Annotated in this window: 19 protein-coding genes; 7 read left to right on the top strand and 12 right to left on the bottom strand. The window is 70.0% G+C overall.

Annotated elements, in window-relative coordinates:
* The first annotated feature begins 11 nt into the window (after positions 1-11).
* Positions 12-617, top strand: coding sequence for a hypothetical protein (locus tag ABZX02_RS39320; RefSeq protein ID WP_355306432.1), 606 nt, complete (start codon positions 12-14; stop codon positions 615-617).
* Here ABZX02_RS39320 and ABZX02_RS39315 read toward each other — a convergent pair.
* From ABZX02_RS39315 to ABZX02_RS39280, 8 genes are all read right to left on the bottom strand, one after another.
* Positions 614-1,069: a MarR family transcriptional regulator gene (locus ABZX02_RS39315; RefSeq protein ID WP_355306430.1), complete on the bottom strand. Its 456-nt coding sequence runs from the start codon at positions 1,067-1,069 to the stop codon at positions 614-616. The two genes, ABZX02_RS39320 and ABZX02_RS39315, sit on opposite strands and share 4 nt — an antisense overlap.
* Before the next feature lie 25 nt (positions 1,070-1,094).
* Positions 1,095-2,630: an amino acid permease gene (locus ABZX02_RS39310; protein ID WP_355306428.1), complete on the bottom strand. Its 1,536-nt coding sequence runs from the start codon at positions 2,628-2,630 to the stop codon at positions 1,095-1,097.
* Positions 2,631-2,768: 138 nt separating this feature from the next.
* A complete protein-coding gene (locus ABZX02_RS39305; RefSeq protein WP_355306426.1) occupies positions 2,769-3,692 on the bottom strand; it encodes a cation diffusion facilitator family transporter in 924 nt (307 codons plus the stop codon).
* A gap of 41 nt (positions 3,693-3,733) precedes the next feature.
* Positions 3,734-4,948 (bottom strand): mannose-6-phosphate isomerase, class I, encoded by a 1,215-nt coding sequence (gene manA, locus ABZX02_RS39300; protein ID WP_355306424.1) that lies wholly within the window; start codon positions 4,946-4,948, stop codon positions 3,734-3,736.
* A 19-nt stretch (positions 4,949-4,967) separates the two neighbouring features.
* The gene (locus tag ABZX02_RS39295) at positions 4,968-6,032 is read right to left on the bottom strand and encodes a hypothetical protein (RefSeq protein WP_355306616.1); all 1,065 of its coding nucleotides are present in this window, start codon (positions 6,030-6,032) and stop codon (positions 4,968-4,970) included.
* Between the two features lie 5 nt (positions 6,033-6,037).
* Entirely contained in the window at positions 6,038-6,238 is a 201-nt protein-coding gene (locus tag ABZX02_RS39290) for a Trm112 family protein (protein ID WP_355306422.1), read from the bottom strand.
* A 12-nt stretch (positions 6,239-6,250) separates the two neighbouring features.
* Positions 6,251-7,603: a phosphomannomutase/phosphoglucomutase gene (locus ABZX02_RS39285; protein WP_355306420.1), complete on the bottom strand. Its 1,353-nt coding sequence runs from the start codon at positions 7,601-7,603 to the stop codon at positions 6,251-6,253.
* Between the two features lie 82 nt (positions 7,604-7,685).
* Positions 7,686-8,045 carry a DUF3499 domain-containing protein gene (locus ABZX02_RS39280; protein WP_355306419.1) on the bottom strand — a complete coding sequence of 120 codons (360 nt, stop codon included), beginning with the start codon at positions 8,043-8,045 and terminating at the stop codon, positions 7,686-7,688.
* 93 nt (positions 8,046-8,138) lie between these two features.
* Between ABZX02_RS39280 and ABZX02_RS39275 the strand changes: the two genes are divergently transcribed.
* Positions 8,139-8,582 carry a metallopeptidase family protein gene (locus ABZX02_RS39275; RefSeq protein ID WP_355306417.1) on the top strand — a complete coding sequence of 148 codons (444 nt, stop codon included), beginning with the start codon at positions 8,139-8,141 and terminating at the stop codon, positions 8,580-8,582.
* A gap of 512 nt (positions 8,583-9,094) precedes the next feature.
* On the opposite strand, the gene ABZX02_RS39270 is transcribed toward ABZX02_RS39275, so the two are convergent.
* Both ABZX02_RS39270 and ABZX02_RS39265 read right to left on the bottom strand, forming a co-directional pair.
* Positions 9,095-12,250: a glycosyltransferase gene (locus tag ABZX02_RS39270; protein ID WP_355306415.1), complete on the bottom strand. Its 3,156-nt coding sequence runs from the start codon at positions 12,248-12,250 to the stop codon at positions 9,095-9,097.
* A 31-nt stretch (positions 12,251-12,281) separates the two neighbouring features.
* Positions 12,282-12,587, bottom strand: coding sequence for a WhiB family transcriptional regulator (locus ABZX02_RS39265; RefSeq protein ID WP_051784712.1), 306 nt, complete (start codon positions 12,585-12,587; stop codon positions 12,282-12,284).
* 245 nt (positions 12,588-12,832) lie between these two features.
* On the opposite strand from ABZX02_RS39265, the gene ABZX02_RS39260 reads away from it, so the two are divergent.
* Genes ABZX02_RS39260 through ABZX02_RS39245 form a run of 4 tightly spaced genes read left to right on the top strand, consistent with a single transcriptional unit; the run spans position 12,833 to position 16,414 of the window.
* A complete protein-coding gene (locus tag ABZX02_RS39260; RefSeq protein WP_355306413.1) occupies positions 12,833-13,588 on the top strand; it encodes a site-2 protease family protein in 756 nt (251 codons plus the stop codon).
* A 33-nt stretch (positions 13,589-13,621) separates the two neighbouring features.
* Complete coding sequence (gene cofD, locus ABZX02_RS39255; RefSeq protein WP_355306412.1) at positions 13,622-14,575, top strand: 2-phospho-L-lactate transferase; 954 nt, start codon at positions 13,622-13,624, stop codon at positions 14,573-14,575.
* The gene (locus ABZX02_RS39250; protein WP_355306410.1) at positions 14,568-15,890 is read left to right on the top strand and encodes a coenzyme F420-0:L-glutamate ligase; all 1,323 of its coding nucleotides are present in this window, start codon (positions 14,568-14,570) and stop codon (positions 15,888-15,890) included. The genes cofD and ABZX02_RS39250 overlap by 8 nt, the downstream gene beginning before the upstream one ends.
* On the top strand, positions 15,887-16,414 hold the full coding sequence (locus ABZX02_RS39245) for an NUDIX hydrolase (RefSeq protein WP_355306408.1): 528 nt from the start codon (positions 15,887-15,889) through the stop codon (positions 16,412-16,414). Before ABZX02_RS39250 ends, ABZX02_RS39245 begins: the two co-directional genes overlap by 4 nt.
* Here ABZX02_RS39245 and ABZX02_RS39240 read toward each other — a convergent pair.
* Together ABZX02_RS39240 and ABZX02_RS39235 are read right to left on the bottom strand one after the other, a co-directional pair.
* Positions 16,411-17,292 carry a DNA-3-methyladenine glycosylase 2 family protein gene (locus ABZX02_RS39240; protein ID WP_355306407.1) on the bottom strand — a complete coding sequence of 294 codons (882 nt, stop codon included), beginning with the start codon at positions 17,290-17,292 and terminating at the stop codon, positions 16,411-16,413. The two genes, ABZX02_RS39245 and ABZX02_RS39240, sit on opposite strands and share 4 nt — an antisense overlap.
* Positions 17,285-18,352: an NDP-sugar synthase gene (locus tag ABZX02_RS39235; RefSeq protein ID WP_355306405.1), complete on the bottom strand. Its 1,068-nt coding sequence runs from the start codon at positions 18,350-18,352 to the stop codon at positions 17,285-17,287. Before ABZX02_RS39235 ends, ABZX02_RS39240 begins: the two co-directional genes overlap by 8 nt.
* Positions 18,353-18,453: 101 nt before the next feature.
* Here ABZX02_RS39235 and ABZX02_RS39230 point away from each other — a divergent pair, with 101 nt between their 5' ends.
* Positions 18,454-18,849: a hypothetical protein gene (locus ABZX02_RS39230; protein ID WP_355306404.1), complete on the top strand. Its 396-nt coding sequence runs from the start codon at positions 18,454-18,456 to the stop codon at positions 18,847-18,849.
* Positions 18,850-19,129: the final 280 nt, after the last annotated feature.

The following is a 19,129-nucleotide window of genomic DNA, read 5'->3' as shown; positions in this document are numbered from 1 at the left end:
AGCTTGCCACCATGAAGCTCACGCCCAAGGTGATCCTCGAAGGAACGCGGCTGACCGGCAAGACGGACCTGGCGTTCGCGTTGAACGAGCACCCGCGCCTGGTCGGTCACCGCAGGTACCGGTACCACTCGCCGTTGATCTCGGGTGAGTGGAGCGGGTTCAGCAACGAGCCGTGGGGCCGCGGGCTGATCGACTTCGCGCCCGAGGAGACAGCGCACGCCATGGAGACCTACGAGACGTGGGTGCGGATGTTCGAGCTGCAGCGCTACTACTCGTGGATCGTCGACCGGTTCCACCTGTCCACACTGGCGTACCAGGCGCGACAGGGCCGGGAGTTCGACTTCGGCTGGCTGGAGGAACGGCTGAAGCCGCTCAACTTCGCGATCGTGCTGTGCACGCGGCCCGAGGACACCTTCGAGGCGGCGCGCGAGGAACGGCTGAAGATCAGCGCGAACCCGAAGCAGTACGTGTCGCTGGAGCCGTTCGTGCAGGAGCAGCGCCAACTCCGCGAACTCGCGGCGAAGTCGATCCTGCCCGTGCTGGAGCTCGACGTGACGCGGCAGGGCGCGGACGACGTGGCGCAGTGGCTCGACGAGCAGGACCTGCTGACGCTCTAGTCGTCCGCCTTCTCGTGCACGGTCTGCATGAACGACCCGAGCTGCGCGAGCTGGTCCGGCGTGAACAGGTCGATCAGGTACTCCCGCACCGTCCCCACGTGACCCGGTGCGGCCGACCTCAGCAGATCCTTGCCCGCATCGGTGAGCACGGCGACGATGCCGCGCTCGTCGGACTCGTGCGGCTCGCGCCGCACGAGTCCCGCCTTCTCGAGCTTGCCGATCTGGTAGGTCAGCGAGCTCTTCGACACGACGACCCTGCGCGCCAGTTCGGTCATGCGCATGCGGTTGCCCGGCTGTTCGGACAGCACGACCAGCACGTTGTACTGCGCGTGCGAGAGGCCCGCGTCGCGCTGCAACTGCTGTTCGATCTGCCTCTCGAGGAGGTGGTACGCCTGGACGAAGTGGTGCCAGGCGTTGCCCTCCTCCGCCGAGAGCCACCGCGCGTTCTCCATGGTGCGCAGGTTAGTTGGTGCCGAGCTAGATCCCGGGCTCTTCGCCGTGCTTGACCACCGGTTCGGGCTCGACCTTGCTCTCGCCGGTCTTGCCGAGCACCGAGTTGCGGCGGCTGTAGACGAAGTAGACGACCACGCCGAGCGCCATCCAGATGAGGAACCGGATCCACGTGAGCGCGGTCAGGTTCAGCATCAGCCACAGGCAGGCGAGGATCGCGAGGATCGGCACCAGCGGCACGAGCGGCACGCGGAACCCGCGCGACAGGTCGGGCCGCGTCTTGCGGAGCACCATCACGCCCGCGGACACGAGGATGAACGCGAACAGCGTGCCGACGTTCACCATCTCTTCCAGCTTGCCGGCCGGGAAGAAGCCCGCGGCGATCGCGACGAGGACGCCGATGATGATCGTGATCCGCGTCGGCGTGCCGTGGCTGCCGGTCTTCGCGAGACCGCGCGGCAGCAGGCCGTCGCGCGACATCGCGAACAGCACGCGGCTCTGGCCGAGCATCAGCACCATGACGACGGTCGTCAGACCGGCGAGCGCACCGACGGAGATCACCGTCGCCGCCCAGTCGACGCCGTTCTGCGCGAACGCGCTGGCGAGCGTCGCGCGCGTGCCGTCCGGCTGGGTCGCGAGCTCCTTGTACGGCACCATGCCGGTGATCACCAGCGTGACGGCGACGTACAGCACCGTGACGATCGCGAGCGAGCCGAGGATGCCGCGCGGCACGGCCTTCTGCGGGTTCTTGGTCTCCTCCGCCGTGGTGGCCACGACGTCGAAACCGATGAACGCGAAGAACACGATCGACGCGGCGGCCAGCATGCCGAGCACGCCGTAGGTGCTGCCCGAGTAGCCGGTGAGGAGCGAGAACAGCGACTGCTCGACACCGGAGTGCGCGGCGGGCCCGCTCTCGGCGGCCGGCGGGATGAACGGCGAGTAGTTCTCGGCCTTGATGTAGCTGATGCCGAGCACGATCACGAGCAGCACCACCGCGACCTTGATGGCCGTGATGACCGCGCTGACCCGCGAGCTCAGCTTCGTGCCGACCACGAGCAGCACCGTCAGCACCCCGACGAGGAGCACGGCACCCCAGTCGAACTTGATGCTGTCGCCCACCTCGGTCTTCACGTCGAGCCCGAACAGCCCGAGCGTGGTCTGCAGGTAGGCGGACCAGCCCTTGGCGACGGCGGCCGACCCGACCGCGAACTCCAGCACCAGGTCCCAGCCGATGATCCACGCGGCGAACTCGCCGAACGTCGCGTAGGAGAAGGTGTACGCGCTACCGGCGACCGGCACCGTCGAGGCGAACTCGGCGTAGCACAGCGCGGCCAGCGCGCAGGCGATCGCCGCCAGCACGAACGACAGCGAGACCGACGGTCCCGCGATGTTGCCGGCGGTGCTCGCGGTGAGCGTGAAGATGCCCGCGCCGATGACGACCGCGACACCGAACACCGTGAGGTCCCAGGCGGTCAGGTCCTTGCGGAGCTTGGTGCCCGGCTCGTCCGTGTCCGCGATCGACTGCTCGATCGACTTCGTGCGCCACAACCCGTTCCCAGGCACGGTGCATACCTCCTTGATGGATCCGATTCGGCCCACCCTAGAGGTATCCACCAGCTGAGATGCCCATACCTTCACCCGAACGCACAAGGGGGCCTTCCGTTCACATCAGGTGAACGAAAGGCCCCCGCGTGCGAAGGATCAGGAGCTGGCGACCGTCGAGCGGTCCAGGTCCGGCTCCAAGTAGATCAACCGGGCGTGCGGCACCTTGGCGCGCACCCGCTGCTCGGCGTCGTTGATCGCCTGCGCCACCTCGTCGAGCGGCAGCCGGGGCTCCAGCGCGATCTTCGCCGCGACCAGCAGCTCCTCCGGGCCGATGTACTGGGTCTTGATGTGGATGACCCGCTGCACCTTGCCGGCGGCGAGCTCGTCCACGATCACGTCCAGGTCCTTGTCGGACGCGCCCTCACCGATCAGCAGCGACTTCATCTCGATGATCAGGATGACCGCGATGATGCCGAGCAGCACACCGATGCAGACCGTGCCGAGCGCGTCGAACACGGGGTTGCCGGTGATCGTCGTGAGGCCGACGCCGAGGAGCGCGAGCACCAGACCGACGAGCGCGCCGAGGTCCTCCAGCAGCACGACCGGGAGCTCCGGCGTGCGGGAGTTGCGGATGAAGCCCCACCAGGAGGCGTCGCCCTTGATCTTCTTCGACTCGTTGATCGCGGTGACGAAGCTGTAGGTCTCGAGTCCGATCGCGACGACGAGGATGCCGACCGCGACCAGCGGGCTGGTGAGGCCCTCCGGGTGCTGCAGCTTGTGGATGCCCTCGTAGAGCGCGAACACCGAGCCGAGGCTGAACAGCAGCAGCGCCACCACGAACGACCAGAAGTACCGGTCTCGGCCGAAACCGAACGGGTGCAGCCTGGTCGCCTTGCGCTGGGCCGTCTTCTGGCCGAGCAGCAGCAGGCCCTGGTTCGACGTGTCCGCGACCGAGTGCACCGACTCGGCGAGCATCGACGACGAGCCGGTGATCAGGAATCCGACGAACTTGGCCACCGCGATACCGGCGTTCGCGACCAGTGCCGCGACGATCGCCTTGGTTCCGCCCCCTGCTGACACGCCTGTCTCCTTGCAACCAGTCCGGTTTGTCCGGCCGAACCTTAGTCTGTTCCGGCCGTGGCGCGGAAAAGTTCAGCGGATTCGACACCATCCGGTCGGACGAGCACCGCCGGATCCGATGCGGGGAGCCAGACGGACTCGCCGCGAGCCAGCTTCAGCCCCTCGCCGCGCGCGTTCGTGAGTACCACCGCGCCCTCGGTGCAAATCATGATCTGCGGGCCGTCGTGGTGCAGCCTCGTCTCGCCGGTCAGGTCCACCCTGGACAGTTCGAACTCCGGCGCGGGCGTGCGGTAGACGCGGACGCCCGGCTGGACCTCCTCGCCCAGCAGCACCTCCATGTCGCCGCACGTGAAGTCGAGCACGCGCAGCAGCTCGGGCACGTCGACGTGCTTCGGCGTGAGGCCGCAGCGCAGGACGTTGTCCGAGTTCGCCAGGATCTCGATGCCGGTGCCCCGCAGGTACGCGTGCAGGTTGCCGGCGGGCAGGTGGATCGCCTCGCCCCGCTGCAGCACGATCCGGTTCAGCAGCAGCGCCGCAAGCACGCCCGCGTCACCGGGGTACGACTCGCCGAGTTCCAGGATCGTGCGGCACTCCAGGTCGAACTCGCCGTGCTCCTTCACGTGCAGCACGCACGCGTCGAGGACCTGCGGGAGCAGCACCGACAGCGACGTCTGCGGCAGTGTGATCAGCATCGTGAACAACGCCCGCAGACCCGACGAGTCCGGCTGCGCGACCAGCATCTCGGTGTACGGCGCGAGCGCCGGCGCGTCCAGCGTGCGCAGCAGCGAGACCGTGCGCGACGGCTCGCGGAAGCCCGCCAGCGCGTGGAACTCGGTCAGCGCGCAGACCAGTTCCGGCTTGGCGGACGGGTCCTTGTAGTTGCGCACCGGGGAGTCGAACGGCACGAGCCGCTTCTCCTCGGCGGCGAAGCCCTCCGCGGCCTGCGCGGCCGACGGGTGCGCCTGCAGGCTGAGTGCCTCCTCGGCGGCGAGCACCTTGAGCAGGAACGGCAGTCTGCTGCCCCACCGCTGCGCCACGCGCGGGCCGAGCTGGCCCTGGGGGTCCGCCGTCAGCAGGTCGAGGAGCGTGCGTTCCACCCCGTCCGCGCCGCGGACGCGGGACGGGTCGCCGGGGTGGGCGCCCATCCACAGCTCGGCCTCGGGATGGGGTGCGGGCACCTCCTTCCCGAGCAGCTCGGCGATGGCCGTGCGCGAGCCCCACGCGTACGGCCTCACCGCGTTGTGCAGCAGGTCCACTTCTGAGTCAGCTCCCCAATCAGTACGGGTTGCCGCCGAGAGTTCCGGCGGCGAGCCCGAGGTACAACGCGGCCAGTTCGAAGCGGAGCGCGAGGAGAGCGGCGCTGACCGCGTCGCCTCCCGCCACCTCGACGGCCGGTTCCAGCACGTCTGCTCCCGGCAGGGCGTCCTCGGCGGCGTGCCTCAGGGCATCGGCCGCGGGGCCCTGGCGCACGGCCAGCAGCAGCACGCGCACAAGTCCACTGCCCGGCTCGTCGTCCGGGTCCGCGAAGAGGTCTGCACCCGATGTTCCCTGCACCGCGCGGCGGTGCAGCACCGGGCGGGTCAGTGCCTGCGGGTACCCGGCGACGTCGCAGGCGACACCGGCGAACGCCGCCAGCACACCCGCGCCGTGCACGCCCACCGACGTGGCGACCTCGTCGAGGCCCCACAGCAGCGGCGTGCGGTCGGCGACGCGCAGCGCCAGCGACTTCGCCGGGTTCACGAACGACTCGTGCATCGGGTGGTCGCGCTCGGCCTCGCGGTCGAGCTCGTCCGCGATCAGGTCGAGGTCGGCCTTGAGCAGCCCGAGCGCGTGCAGCACCGACAGCCACGCGGCGAACGCGCGCGGGAAGCTGAAGCCCGGCGGCACGTCGATGCGGGGCGGCAGGAGCACCGCCCTGCCCGCGGCGGCCGCGGCGATCGGACCGGAGTCAGGCGCCGTGAGCAGCGTGCGGGCGCCCCGGCGGACCGCCCGGTCGATCGACTCGGCGAGCACCCGGTCACCGGGGTCCTCGGTGTGCGCGAGCACCACGTCGAGGGCGCCCACCCAGGGCGGCACCTCGTCGGACACCACGACGGGCACCGCGCAGCCCGGGCCGAGCAACGACATGACGACGTCGGCGACGGCGACCGCGTGGCCGGGCCGGGTGATCAGCACCACCGCGCGCGGGCGTTCGGAGAAGATCCGCTCCACCCCCGCCTCGGCCGCGGCCTCGGCGGTGGAGCGGACCTGGGCTCCGGCCCGTGCGGCGGCGCGCAGCCAGCCACCCGTGTCGGCGTCGGCGAGGCGGCCCGGGTCGTCGAGCAGCGTGTCGTCGAGCACTCGGGTCACCCAGCCGACGGCGGCTCGACCGCCTCGTCCAGCAGCAGCACGGGGATGCCGTCGCGCACCGGGAACGAACGACCGCACGACGTGCACGTGAGGAAGTCCGCCTCGGGGTCCGACGGCGTCCCGAGCTGCAGGGGCGCGTGCTCGGGGCACGGGCAGGCGAGGATGTCCAGCAACTGCTGTTCGAGCTTGACGGCCACGGTGTTCTCTCCTCAGGCCCGCACGATCGCGAGGACCTCGTCGCTCAGCGCGGCGACGGCCTCGGGGGTGGCGGCTTCGACGTTCAGGCGCAGCAGCGGCTCGGTGTTCGAGGCCCGCAGGTTGAACCACGACCCGTCCGCCAGCTGCACGGTGAGACCGTCGAGCTCGTCGATCGTGACGCCGTCCTTGGAGCCGTAGGCGTCCTTGATGGCGGCGATCCGGCCGGCCTGGTCGGCGACGGTGGAGTTGATCTCACCGGACGCGGCGTAGCGGTTGTAGACCTCGGTCAGCGTCGACAGCGGGCCGTCCTGCTCACCGAGCGCGGCCAGCACGTGCAGCGCGGCCAGCATGCCGGTGTCGGCACGCCAGAAGTCGCGGAAGTAGTAGTGCGCGGAGTGCTCGCCACCGAAGATGGCGCCGGTCCTGGCCATCTCCTCCTTGATGAACGAGTGGCCGACGCGCGTGCGCACGGGCTTGCCGCCGTGCTCCTTGACGATCTCCGGCACCGCGTGCGAGGTGATCAGGTTGTGGATGATCGTGCCGCCGGGGTCCTTGGCCAGCTCGCGCACGGCGACCAGCGCGGTGATCGCGGACGGGCTGACCGGGTCGCCGTTCTCGTCGACGACGAAGCAGCGGTCCGCGTCGCCGTCGAACGCGACACCGGCGTCGGCACCCTCGGCCTTGGTACGGGCCTGCAGGTCGACGATGTTCTTCGGGTCGAGCGGGTTCGCCTCGTGGTTCGGGAAGCTGCCGTCAAGCTCGAAGTACATCGGGATGACCTCGATGGGCAGGCCCTCGAAGACCTGCGGCACGGTGTAGCCGCCCATGCCGTTGCCCGCGTCCACGACGATCTTGAGCGGGCGGATATCCTTGAGGTTGACCAGCTCGTTCAGGTACGCCGCGTAGTCCGCGAGCATGTTGCGCTCTTCGAACGTGCCCGGTTCGACGCCCTCGGCGTCGGGGACCTGGTTCTCGGCGTCCTGGCGGATCTGCGCGAGCCCGGTGTCCTGCCCGACCGGCGACGCACCCGCGCGGCACATCTTGATGCCGTTGTACTGCGCCGGGTTGTGGCTCGCGGTGAACATGGCGCCGGGCAGGTCGAGCTTGCCGGACGCGAAGTAGAGCATGTCCGTGCTGGCCAGGCCGATGCTGATGACGTTCACGCCCTGCGCCTGCGCACCCTCGGCGAACGCCCTGCTCAGCTCCGGCGAGGAGTCGCGCATGTCGTGGCCGATGACGATGGTCGGCCCACCGACCAGGCGGGCGAAGGCGGCGCCGAAGTCGCGGACCAGGCCGGCGTCCAGCTGTTCGCCGACCACCCCGCGGATGTCGTACGCCTTGACGATGCTGGACAGGTCACGCACGCAGCTCACTCCCGAAACTCGCTCTTGACGGCCACTGCCTGGGCAGCCTACCGGCGAGAAGATTAGTGATGCGTGTGGTCAGTCAGTCCTCGTGCGGATCGGGCAGTACCCGCAGGTGGCCACGCCTCTGAGAGCCCGCAGGCACGTCGGGCAGCTTCGGGCTCACATCAGCCCGTCCAGCCTCCCGCACGGCCTCGGCCAACGCAGTCAGGTCGTCCACAGTCGGCTCGGGCGCCGCGAACTCACCCTGGTGCCTCACGACCTCCCAACCACGTGGCGCCGTGAGCCGCAACGCGTGCTCCTCACACAGGTCGTAACTGTGTGGTTCGGAGTACGTGGCAAGCGGCCCGACGACCGCGGTGGAGTCCGCATAGGCGTAGGTGAGCGTGGCGACAGCCGGGTTAGCACACCCGGTTCGCGAGCACCGTCTCACGCTCCGCACGATCGGGGACGATAGCGCGTCCACCGCAGGCTGTGTGTGAGGCACGCTGTGTTTAGTCGTCGGGGGGAGCAACTAGGCTGCTGGGTTGTGGTGATGGCACGGGGTTCTCAGCGGCAGGATTCGCCGCGCCGACGCAACCGCGACCGGCACGGCCGAGGCCTGCGCGGCCCGCTCTACCCAGCCACCCTCCCGGCGGCCCGCTCGAGGGCAGAACGCTTCGACGCCCTGGTCATCGAGGCGCTGGAGCCCATCGAGGCCCGCTGGCGCACCGAACTCACCCAGCTCGACGTGGCCGTGGACGACGTGCCGGACGTGCAGGTCGAGGGCGAGGACGGCGTGGTGGAGGACGGCAACGTCCCCCTGGCCCGCCTGCTGCCCGCGGGCTCGGACAACCGTGCCCGGATCGTTCTCTACCGCCGCCCTCTGGAAGCCCGGGCGAAGGACGGCGCGGACCTGGCCGACCTGGTGCACGACGTGCTGGTGGAGCAGGTGGCGAACTACCTGGGCCTGGACCCGGACGTGGTGGACGAGGGCTGAGACACCTCTCACACCGCACCCCTGGGGAGCCTGGTGGGTGCTGAGCGCGCAATGGCTGCGCGGGCGGGGCGATGGACGCGGGCGAGGCGACTGGGCCACGGGTGGCGGGCAGACGCTGGGCAAGGGGCAGGTGGAGCGCGGGTGCGCAGGGCATGACACACCGCCTCATCCGCGAAGCCGAAGGCGAGCCGTCCTGAGCAAACGGCTTGGGCGGTGGGGTCCCATCACGAGTCGCGCCATAGCACTTGCTGCACCTGAGTAGGGGTGTCAAGTCGACATGCTTTTCGTCGACTTGACACCCCTCTTCACGTGTGGCCCGCTCTTGGCTCGGCTCGTGATGGGACCCCACCGCCAACGCAACCTTCTAAGCAACGTGCAGCCGCTCTAAGCAACAGGCGTGCCATCAGCCCACGGGCAGCGCTGGCCCCCTGATCAGATTGCCGGGGGTCTGGGGGCAGAGCCCCCAGGGGAAGCACGCAACAGCAACCCGCCAACGGCACGGAACCACCCACTCACCGACGGCGACTGGGCACAGCAGTCAACAACGTGAACAACGCAGCAGCCGCCTGCCCCAACAACATGAAGTCCCGCAACGTCGTGGACATCGACACCCGAACCTCAGCCCCACCCGACGGCAACGGCACCCCCACCAAATGCCCCCAAGCCCGAACCACAGGCACCTCCACCGAGTCCACGAAAACCCGCCACCCCGGCTCGTCCTCAGCGGCCAGCACCAACACCCGCCCCTCCCCACCAGGCGACACCTTCACCGCCACCTCGGGCAACGACGCAGCCACAGGAGCCATCCCGACCACCGCCAACTCAGCCGGCGGCTCCCCACCGGTCCGAGCCCGCCGAGCGAGATCCGGCGCCAGCAACACCCCGGTGTCCGCCGTCAGCCGAACCCGCAACACCGGCCGCCCATCGGTGGCCCGAGGCGCGTCCGACACCAACTCTCCCGCAGCCGACCGAACCCGAGCGGCCGCACCGTCGTCGGGCAACACGAGGAACGACACCCCGGACGACGCCGCCTGGGCCAGCGCCACCTTCACCACAGGCGCGGCCCCGTCCAGCAACGACGAGTTCCACCTCCGCAACCGAGCAGGCGACGACACCGTCGGCACCAGATCGTCGTCACCGAACGCGGGCATCCGCCCGGCGACCTGACGAACGGGCGACCCGAGGATCAGCACCGACCGGCCGCTGCGCTCCAGCTCCGCCGTCAGCGACGAGCTCAGCGCCACCCCGCCACCGGACTTCAGCGGCCCGGACCGCAGGTCCAGGAACCCGGCCACCGCGAGGCTGGCGAGCGTCACCACGCCGACGACGTACACGGCTCGCCGGACCTGGGCCAGCCGCGCGATGCCGGGTGGCACGCCCCGCTGGCAGCCGGCGAGCACGACGCAGACGAGTCCCCAGGCCAGCAGCACCAGCGGGGTGCCCGGCCACGCCCCCACCGCGGCGACTGCGGCCAAGGCGCCGATGGCCAGCACGATCACGGTCAGGCCGGGGAGCATCGACGCGTTCGGGCGCAGCACGGCGGCGGCGAAGGCGGCGGCCACGAAGACCGAGCACACGACCAGGTTCGGTGGTGGCGACGAGAAGGCCGCGCCGAGGCCGTTGAGGACCATTTCCGGGTGTTGCAGCAAGACGGCGGGCCACGGCAAGAGGAGGCCCATCGGCAGGAGCACGATCACGAACAGAGCCGCGATACGGCGTGCACCACCTGTCACTGCGACGAAGCCGCCCAACGCACCGACGATCACCACGACGTGCGTCAGCGGCGAGAAGGCCCCTAGGACTGCCACGCCAATAGCCGTGCCGGACGCCATGGGCAGCCATGCGTGCGTGGACGACGCACGCAGGACCGCGTACACGCCGGCGAAGACCACGGGCGTGACGATGTGCACTACGACGACGTCCAGGCGGCCTTCTGCCACGGCCGTAGTGGCGACGGGAAGCAGGCCGTAGAAGGCGGCTACCACCGCGCGCACGGAACGACGTACGCGCAAGCCTCGTGACGCGATGTACGCGGACAACGCGGCGAGGGGGATATCGCCGAGCAAGAGCAGAGCGACGGCGAACGACGGTCCGCCGGGGAAGAGTCCCAGGACGGCCAACGCGGCGGGTGCGGGGGCCGCGGTGCCGCCGAAGACGGGGTGCCACGACGACAGGTACGTCGACCAGACCTCGCCCAGCGAGCCGACCGGGAGCAGGCGCCCGCCCGCGAGATCGAGGCCGAGGCGCGACCAGTTCGCGATCACCGCGACGACCGAGAGGCTCAGCACCAGCAGCACTGGTGGCGCCAGCAGCAGGGAGCGCAGCACGCGCGACTGGTCGACCTCGACGAAGACCATGCCGGGCGCGCCGCGAGGACCAGGTGACGGGCGCGGACGTGGCGAAGGTCGCAACGCGCCCGGCAGCGCGGCGTCGACGGACACCACGACCGGCGGGCGGCGCAGGCCGGCGACGCGCGGGCGGCCGCGGGACGCGCCGGCGGGCAGCGCGGACGGGCCGACCGGGCGTGAGTCCACTTCGGACGGTTCGAGCCACGTCGCACCGGAATCGGTTGCGGGCAAACGACCCAGCGCGGCGTCCGCCTCGACCCGGCGGCGGATCAGGAACGCGGCGCCGGCGCGGACCGCGTTGCGCAGCCGGGTGAGTCTGCTGGTGAAGAGGCCGCGCACGACGGCGGAACCGCGACGAGCCCGTCGACCTTCCCGCAGACGGCCCCGCGTCAGGAGGTAGCGAGCCGCGCCAACCTCGGCGTGTGCGTCCGCGAAACGCCGGAGCAGCAGGAAGCCCAGAGCCCGCAGCAGCGACAGGAACAGCAGCCGCGGCAGTCCCACCAGAAAGGAGAAACCTGAACAATTGACCAAGAACGTCCGCATGCCGTGCGCGCGGTCGACGCCCCGAAATGACGGACCCGGTCGTGCCATCGCCGCGTCCAAACGGCGGGCGCCTTTAGTTGCGGCGCGCGCATGTCGCATGCGTGCGACGGGTACGCACAGGACCAAATGACCCGAGCGATTAGCGCGCCAGCCGAAGTCGAGATCATCGCGCAGCAGCGGCATCGCTTCGTCGTAACCGCCGAGGGCGTGCCAAACCTCACGTTTGATCAACGAACCGGCGGACGAGACCGCGAGAACCTCGGTGCTCTGCTGAAACGATGCGGAATGTTCCGCGGAGGACAGGCCAGTCTGTCGATGTCCTGAAGAATCCGTCGAGAGACCCGCTTCGACGACAAGCCGGGAATCCACCCAATCGAGGCACAGCGGGCCGAGCACCGCGGCCGACGGCGACACCTCGGCGGCGGTCAGCAGCGAGGTCAGGCAGTCGGGTTCGGGCGCGCTGTCGTCGTGCAGCAACCACAGCCATTTACCGGGGTCACCCCACCTGCCGACGGCGTGCTCGACGGCGATGCGCACGGCGGTGCCGAAGCCGGTGCCGCGCGGTGCGGTCAGCACCCCGTCCAGCAGATCTCCGGCCTCTGCCAGGACTTTTGCCGTCCCGTCCGACGACCCGGTGTCGACCGCGATCACGTGCCGGGGACGAATTCGCTGGCGCCGCAAGGCAGACAGCGCCGTGCTGAGCCACTGGTCGCCGTCGTGGCAGACCAGGACGCACAGCACCGGCGCTGTCCGGAGCCTCGGGTGAGGACTTGTCACGTCCCCAAGTTAAGGCAAGAAGATCACGCTTCTAGACAGCTCTCTTCTTCAGCTTGCGGCGCTCTCGTTCACTGAGACCGCCCCAGATGCCGAAGCGTTCGTCGTGCTGGAGCGCGTACTCCAGGCACTCCGAACGAACCTCGCAGCCCAGGCAGATGCGCTTGGCCTCCCGCGTCGAACCACCCTTTTCGGGGAAGAACGCCTCGGGATCCGTCTGGGCGCAGAGCGCGCGCTCCTGCCAGTCCTGCTCGTCGGCAGGGTCGAACAGGTACGACAGCTCGCCCTGTACGACCGGCTGCGTGACGTGATCTTCTTCGAGCTCTTCGAATTCCTGCATTTCGTCCGCCTCCTCGCCTTCCGCTCTCCCCGGTTGGCGGACGCCAGACGCCGTTCCCACAACGACGAATGACACCGATGTGATTACACCTGCGTCACAGCGGGCGGTCAAGCGGAGTCCACACGTCGGGGGATATTCGCGCGGATGGCCCCAAAAACCTTGACTGACTGCACAGACGGTGATTCAGGGGTCGCAACCCGTCCCCGAACGGCCCACCACGCCGGGCGACACGCCACACTGGAGGGGTGAAGCGATCAGCGGTGCGCCCCAGTCCACTGTTCCTCGGCTTGCTCGCGGCCACCGTCGCCGGAGCTGTTCTCACCCTGCTCGAAGGTGACGTCGCCATCATCTCGGGCACCATCCTCTTCGTACTCGCCGGGTGGGCGGTGACGCTGTGCCTGCACGAGTTCGGGCACGCCGCCGTCGCGTACCGGGGCGGCGACTACTCGGTGCGCGACAAGGGTTATCTGACCCTCGACATCCGCCGTTACACCGACCCGGTGCTCAGCATCGTGCTGCCGCTGGTGCTGCTGGTCATGGGTGGCATCCCCCTCCCCGGCGGCGCGGTGTGGATCAACCACCACGCGCTGCGCAACAAGCGGGTCGAGTCGCTGGTCTCCCTCGCGGGACCGTTCTCGAACCTCGTGATCGGCGCGCTGCTGGCGCTCGTCGTCCTGGTCTTCTCGCCGCCGACCGCCCTGGCCGCGGCGATTTCGTACCTGGCTTTGTTGCAGGTGTTCGCGTTCGTGCTCAACATCCTGCCGATCCCCGGCCTCGACGGCTGGGGCGCGCTGGAACCTTTCCTCCCGTACGAGGCGCAGAGGTTCGGCGCGAAGGCCCGGCCGTGGGCACCGCTGGTCCTGTTCGCCGTCCTCATCGGCTTCTCCGAGGTCAGCCGGTTGTTCTTCCAGGTGTCGGCGTGGCTGTTCTCCCTGCTCGGCGGCGAGCCGGGGTACGCGTACCTCGGGTCCGAGACGTTCGCCTTCTGGAAGTACCTGTAAGCGCCTTCGGGCGCTGTGGAAGCATGGGCGGGCGTGAAGGTCGTAGCACTCGTCGGCGGAGTCGGCGGCGCGAGGTTCCTGCAGGGACTCAAGGCACTGGGAGCGGACGTCACCGCGGTGGTGAACACCGGCGATGACGTGTGGATGCACGGGTTGCGCATCACGCCCGACCTGGACACCTGCATGTACACGCTGGGCGGTGGCATCGACACCGAACGCGGCTGGGGCCGCGAGGGCGAGTCGTGGACCGTCAAGGAGGAGCTGGCCGCGTACGGCGCCGAGCCGACGTGGTTCGGGCTGGGCGACCGCGACATCGCGACGCACCTCGTCCGCACGCGGATGCTGCGCGCGGGCTACCCGCTGTCGGCCGTGACGGAGGCGCTGTGCGACCGGTGGCAGCCGGGCGTGAAGCTGCTGCCGATGACGGACGACCGCGTCGAGACGCACGTCGTCGTGGAGCTCGACGGTGAGACGAAGGCCATCCACTTCCAGGAGTGGTGGGTCAAGCACCGGGCGGCCGTGCCCGCGAAGTCGTTCGCGTTCGTGGGAGCCGAGACGGCCACCGCCGGGCCCGGCGTGCTGGACGCGATCGGCGAGGCCGACGCGGTGGTCCTGGCGCCGTCCAACCCCGTGGTGAGCGTCGGCACGATCCTGAACGTGCCCGGCGTGCGCGACGCGCTGCGCAAGACCGAGGCCGGCGTCGTGGGCCTGTCCCCGATCGTCGGTGGGAAACCGTTGCGGGGCATGGCCGACGCCTGCCTGGACGCCATCGGCGTGGAGACCTCGGCCGAGGCGGTCGGGCGGCTCTACGGCTCCCGCAAGTGCTCCGAGGACGGCATCCTCGACGCGTGGCTCGTGCACACCGGCGACCGCGCGGACGTGCCCGGTGTCGCGGTGCGCGCCGTGCCGCTGATCATGTCCGATGTGGACGCCACGGCGCAGATGGCGAAGGACGCGCTGGAACTGGCCGGGGTCGACGTTGACTGACCACGCCGCGGCGGCGCTCGAACTGCTGCCGGTCACCGGCCTGCCGGAATTCCGCCCCGGTGACGACCTGGCCGGCGCGGTGGCGGCGGCCGCGCCCTGGCTGCGCGACGGCGACGTGCTCGTCGTCACGTCCAAGGTGCTGTCCAAAGTAGAGGGACGACTCGTCCGCGTGCCGGCCGATCCCGAGGAGCGGGACCGGATTCGGCGCGAGCACGTGGCCGCGGAGTCCGTGCGCGTGCTCGCCCGCAAGATGCGCACGCTGATCACCGAGAACAAGCTCGGCATCGTGCAGGCCGCGTCCGGTGTGGACGCCTCGAACGTGGCGGGCGACGAGATCGCACTGCTGCCCGTGGACCCGGACGGTTCGGCCGCCTCGCTGCGCGCCGCGCTGAAGGAGTCGCTGGGCGTCGAGATCGCCGTGGTGATCACGGACACGATGGGCCGCGCGTGGCGCAACGGCCAGACGGACGCCGCGATCGGGTCGTCCGGACTGCGCGTGCTGCACGACTACGCGGGCTCGGTGGACGCGCACGGCAACCAGCTCGCGGTGACGCTCGTCGCGATCGCCGACGAGATCGCGGCGGCCGCGGACCTGGTCAAGGGCAAGCTCGGCGCGGTGCCGGCGGCGGTGCTGCGCGGGTTCGAGGTCGTGGACGACGGGTCCACCGCGCGCGACCTGATCCGGCCGGTCGAGGAGGACCTGTTCAGCCTCGGCACGGAGGAGGCGCTGGCCCAGGGCCGTGCCGAGGCCGTGCTGATGCGCAGGTCCGTGCGGTTCTACGCCGACGAGCCCGTTGATCTGGCCGTGCTGAAGCGCGCGGTGGGTGCGGCGCTCACCGCGCCCGCGCCGCACCACACGAAGCCGTTGCGGTTCGTGCTGGTGCGCGAGAAGCGGGCGGAACTGCTGACGGCGATGCGCGAGCAGTGGGAGACCGACCTGCGCGCGGACGGGTTCACCGACGAGCAGATCGCCCGGCGCGTGCGCCGCGGCGACCTGCTGGTGGAGGCGCCGGAGATCGTCGTGCCGTTCCTGGTGCGCGACGGCGCGCACTCCTACCCCGACGACCGCCGCGCGGACGCCGAGAAGACGATGTTCACGGTCGCCGGTGGCGCCGCCGTGCAGGGCCTGCTGGTGGCACTGGCCGCCGAGGGGCTCGGCTCGTGCTGGGTGTCGTCGACGATCTTCTGCGCGGACGTCGTGCGCGCCGTGCTGGGCGTGCCGGCCGACTGGGAGCCGCTGGGCGCCGTCGCGGTCGGACACCCGGTCGAGCCGCTGACGCCGCGCGACCCGCTGGAAGGACTGATCGAGCTGTGACGCTGCACGCCGACGCCGTCTCGACGCTGAGCCGGTTCGCGGGCCAGGACGCGCTGAAGGAGGCCTACCTGGGCTTCCTGGCGGCCCGCGAGGACGCCTGTCAGCGTTCCTGCGAGCCGGGGCACATCACGGCCTCCGCGCTCGTCCTGGACGCCACCGCGGAGCACGCCCTGCTGACGCTGCACCCGCGCGTGGGCCGCTGGCTGCAGCTGGGCGGCCACTGCGAGCCCGAGGACGCCACCCTGGCCGACGCGGCGCTGCGGGAGGCGACCGAGGAGTCCGGCATGCGCGGGCTGCGGATCGAGCCGACTCCGGTCCACCTCGACGTGCACCCGATCACGTGCTCACTCGGCAAGCCGACGCGGCACTTCGACGTGCGGTTCCTGGTGCGGGCGCCCGTCGGCGCGCAGCCGGTGCGGTCCGCGGAGTCCGTGGACCTGCAGTGGTGGCCGCTCGACTCGTTGCCGGACAACGTCGACGACCTGCACTCGTTGATCGAGAGCGCTCTCGCCCGGATCCGCTAGAACCTGCGGTAGTCGCGCGGCGAGAACCTCGGGGCCCGCCGCGGCCGACGCAGGCCCGCCGCCTCCAGGTACATGACCGCGCGGTGGCGCTGCGGCTGGTAGGGCGCCAGCAGCTCCATCATGGCGTCGTCGTCGCCGGGGGTGCCGGTCAACGCCCACGTGACGTTCTTGGCCACGTGGTAGTCGCCGACGCTCACCGCGTCCGGGTCGCCCCAGGCCCGTTGCGCCACCTCGGCGGACGTCCAGACGCCGATGCCGGGCACCTTCTCGAGCAGCGCGCGGCTGCGCGTCTCGGCGGCCTTCTCGAGCCGGTGCGCGACCTGCGCGACGTTGATCAGCGTTCGCCGGCGCGCGCCGTCGAGCCCGCACTGGTGCCACTCCCAGTCGTGCAGGGCCAGCAACCGCTGCGGCGTCGGGGGGACCTTGAGCGGCACCGGTCCGGGAGCGCTCTCACCGAACCTGCGGCCGAGTTCGCGCCACGTCCGGAACGCCTCCGTGCCGGTGACCTTCTGCTCGAGGATCGAGGCGAACAGCAGGTCCCAGACGCGGTGGGTCATGCCGAGCCGCAGTCCCGGACGTTGCCGGCGCGCCTCGGCGATCACCGGGTGGTGGGCTACGAACTCGTCCACCGTGTCGTCCGCGCCGAGCAGGGCGGGCAGGCCGTCGAGCAGCCACGGCCCGCCCTCACCCCACGCTTCGGCGCACACCTCACCGTTCGTCCTGGTGATGTGCAGCGTTCCCGGCCCGCACGGCGTGTTCGCCGCGAACCAGACGCCGCCCTCCGTGCTGAAGGACGGGTCGCCGGGTCCGCGGCGCAGCCTGCCGAGCACCGCGCCCAGGTCGAGTGGGAACGGTGGAGTCCAGGTTCTGCTAGGCATCCGTCGAGAAGCGCACGCCGGCCTCGGGCAGCACCACACCCGGCCACACACGCGCCCCACCGATCAGTTCGCACCGTGCGCCGATCACGGCAGAGTCGCCCACAACGGCATCCCTCAGCACCGCACCGGCCTGCACGAGCGCACCGGCACCCACGATCGAACGCTCGACCACGGCACCTTCACCCACAACGGCGCCGTCGAACAGAATCGCGCCATCGAGCACAGCACCATCCGCGACCGTGCAGTTCGCACCGACCGTGCTGCCACCACGGACCGTCGCACCTTCGTGCACCGACGAGTTGTCCAGCACCAAGTAGTCGCCAGGCTGTGCAACTGCGGCAGAAGGAGCAACACCGCGCACCAGGTCGGCCGACCCCTGCACGAACGCCTCCGGCTTGCCGAGGTCGAGCCAGTACGTGGCGTCCACGTGGCCCTGCAACCTCTTGCCGGCCTCCAGCAACCCGGGGAACGTCTCGCGCTCCACGGACACCGGCCGCCCGGCGGGAATCGCGTCGATCACCTCACGCCGGAACACGTAACAACCAGCGTTGATCTGGTCCGTCGGCGGGTTCTCGGTCTTCTCCAGGAACGCCTGGACGCGCCCCTCGTCGTCCGTCGGCACGCACCCGAAAGCCCGCGGGTCCGCGACCTTGACCAGGTGCAACGTCACATCCGCCTCGTGCTTGCGATGCGTGTCCACGATCCCCGTCAGGTCGACGCCCGACAGGATGTCGCCGTTGAACACCATCACATCCCGCTCACGCAGCTTGTCCGCCACGTTGCGAATAGCCCCCGCCGTGTCCAGCGGCACCTCTTCGACCACGTACTCGAGCTCCAGCCCGAGCCGCGACCCGTCCCCGAAGTACTCCTCGAACACCTCGGCCTTGTAACTGGTCCCCAGCACCACGTGCGTGATGCCGGCCTCCTTGATCCGCGACAGCAGGTGCGTCAAAAATGGCACTCCCGCGGTCGGCAACATGGGCTTGGGAGCGGACAGGGTCAGCGGGCGAAGGCGGGTGCCCTTGCCCCCGACCAGCACCACAGCTTCGACGCCGTGCACCTTTTTCCTCCTCCGCGTTACAGCGAGCCGTTCGACGGAATACTCTGACACGAAGCAGATCGTCATACGGGATCTGGTCCCGGCAAGGAGCTAAATCCGACATGGACCCCCGCGACCGGGCCGACGCCATGCTCGCCCGCGCCCGCGCACGTGGGCGGAACATCGTGACGCCGGACAACATGACGTCCCCGATGGACTCCTCGGACACGCAACGAGTCCCTCGATCGCTGGTCAACGCGGTGGACCCGCGCCTGGACCCGGACTCGACCATGATCCTCGCGCCGGCCCAGATGGGCCAGCAACAGCCCCCGCGCCCGCCGCAGCAACAGCACCAACAGCAGCAGAAGCCCATGCCGACGCAGCCGATGCCGTCGCCCGCGCCGCCCGGAGATGACGCGGAGATCACGCAGGTGGTGCAGCCGGGCCTGATCCCGACGGTGTCGAACCACCAGCAGAAGCGGAACTCGCTGACGCAGAGGCTCAGCGGAGACATGTGACGGACCGGGCAAGCTGACGCAAGGGTCCCCTTGAGCGGAAGATCCCCCGCGACCCAAGGTACCGAGCGGGTCTGACAGTCGAAGCGATCAAGAAAAGGGCAAGCCCGCACCAAGCGAAGCCGAAGGCGAGCTGGGTTGGCGGGCGCACCAAGCGAAGCCGAAGGCGAGCCGTCTCTTGCCAAGACTCCAGGGCGGTGGGGTCCCATCACGAGTCGCGCCATAGCACTTGCTGCATGCCTGGAGGGGTGTCAAGCGGGCACGCTTTTCGCCCGCTTGACAC

It is taken from the genome of Lentzea sp. NPDC003310 (assembly GCF_040610935.1).
Lineage (GTDB): Bacteria > Actinomycetota > Actinomycetes > Mycobacteriales > Pseudonocardiaceae > Lentzea.
This window is presented reverse-complemented; position numbering and strand designations above follow the sequence as displayed.

What these genes read in the sequence shown, in the direction of transcription:
- ABZX02_RS39320 (WP_355306432.1), top strand. Translation starts at nt 12, where the DNA reads ATGAAGCTCACGCCCAAGGTGATCCTCGAAGGAACGCGGCTGACCGGC.
- ABZX02_RS39315 (WP_355306430.1), bottom strand. Translation starts at nt 1,069, where the DNA reads ATGGAGAACGCGCGGTGGCTCTCGGCGGAGGAGGGCAACGCCTGGCAC.
- ABZX02_RS39275 (WP_355306417.1), top strand. Translation starts at nt 8,139, where the DNA reads ATGGCACGGGGTTCTCAGCGGCAGGATTCGCCGCGCCGACGCAACCGC.
- ABZX02_RS39265 (WP_051784712.1), bottom strand. Translation starts at nt 12,587, where the DNA reads ATGCAGGAATTCGAAGAGCTCGAAGAAGATCACGTCACGCAGCCGGTC.
- ABZX02_RS39240 (WP_355306407.1), bottom strand. Translation starts at nt 17,292, where the DNA reads ATGCCTAGCAGAACCTGGACTCCACCGTTCCCACTCGACCTGGGCGCG.
- ABZX02_RS39230 (WP_355306404.1), top strand. Translation starts at nt 18,454, where the DNA reads ATGGACCCCCGCGACCGGGCCGACGCCATGCTCGCCCGCGCCCGCGCA.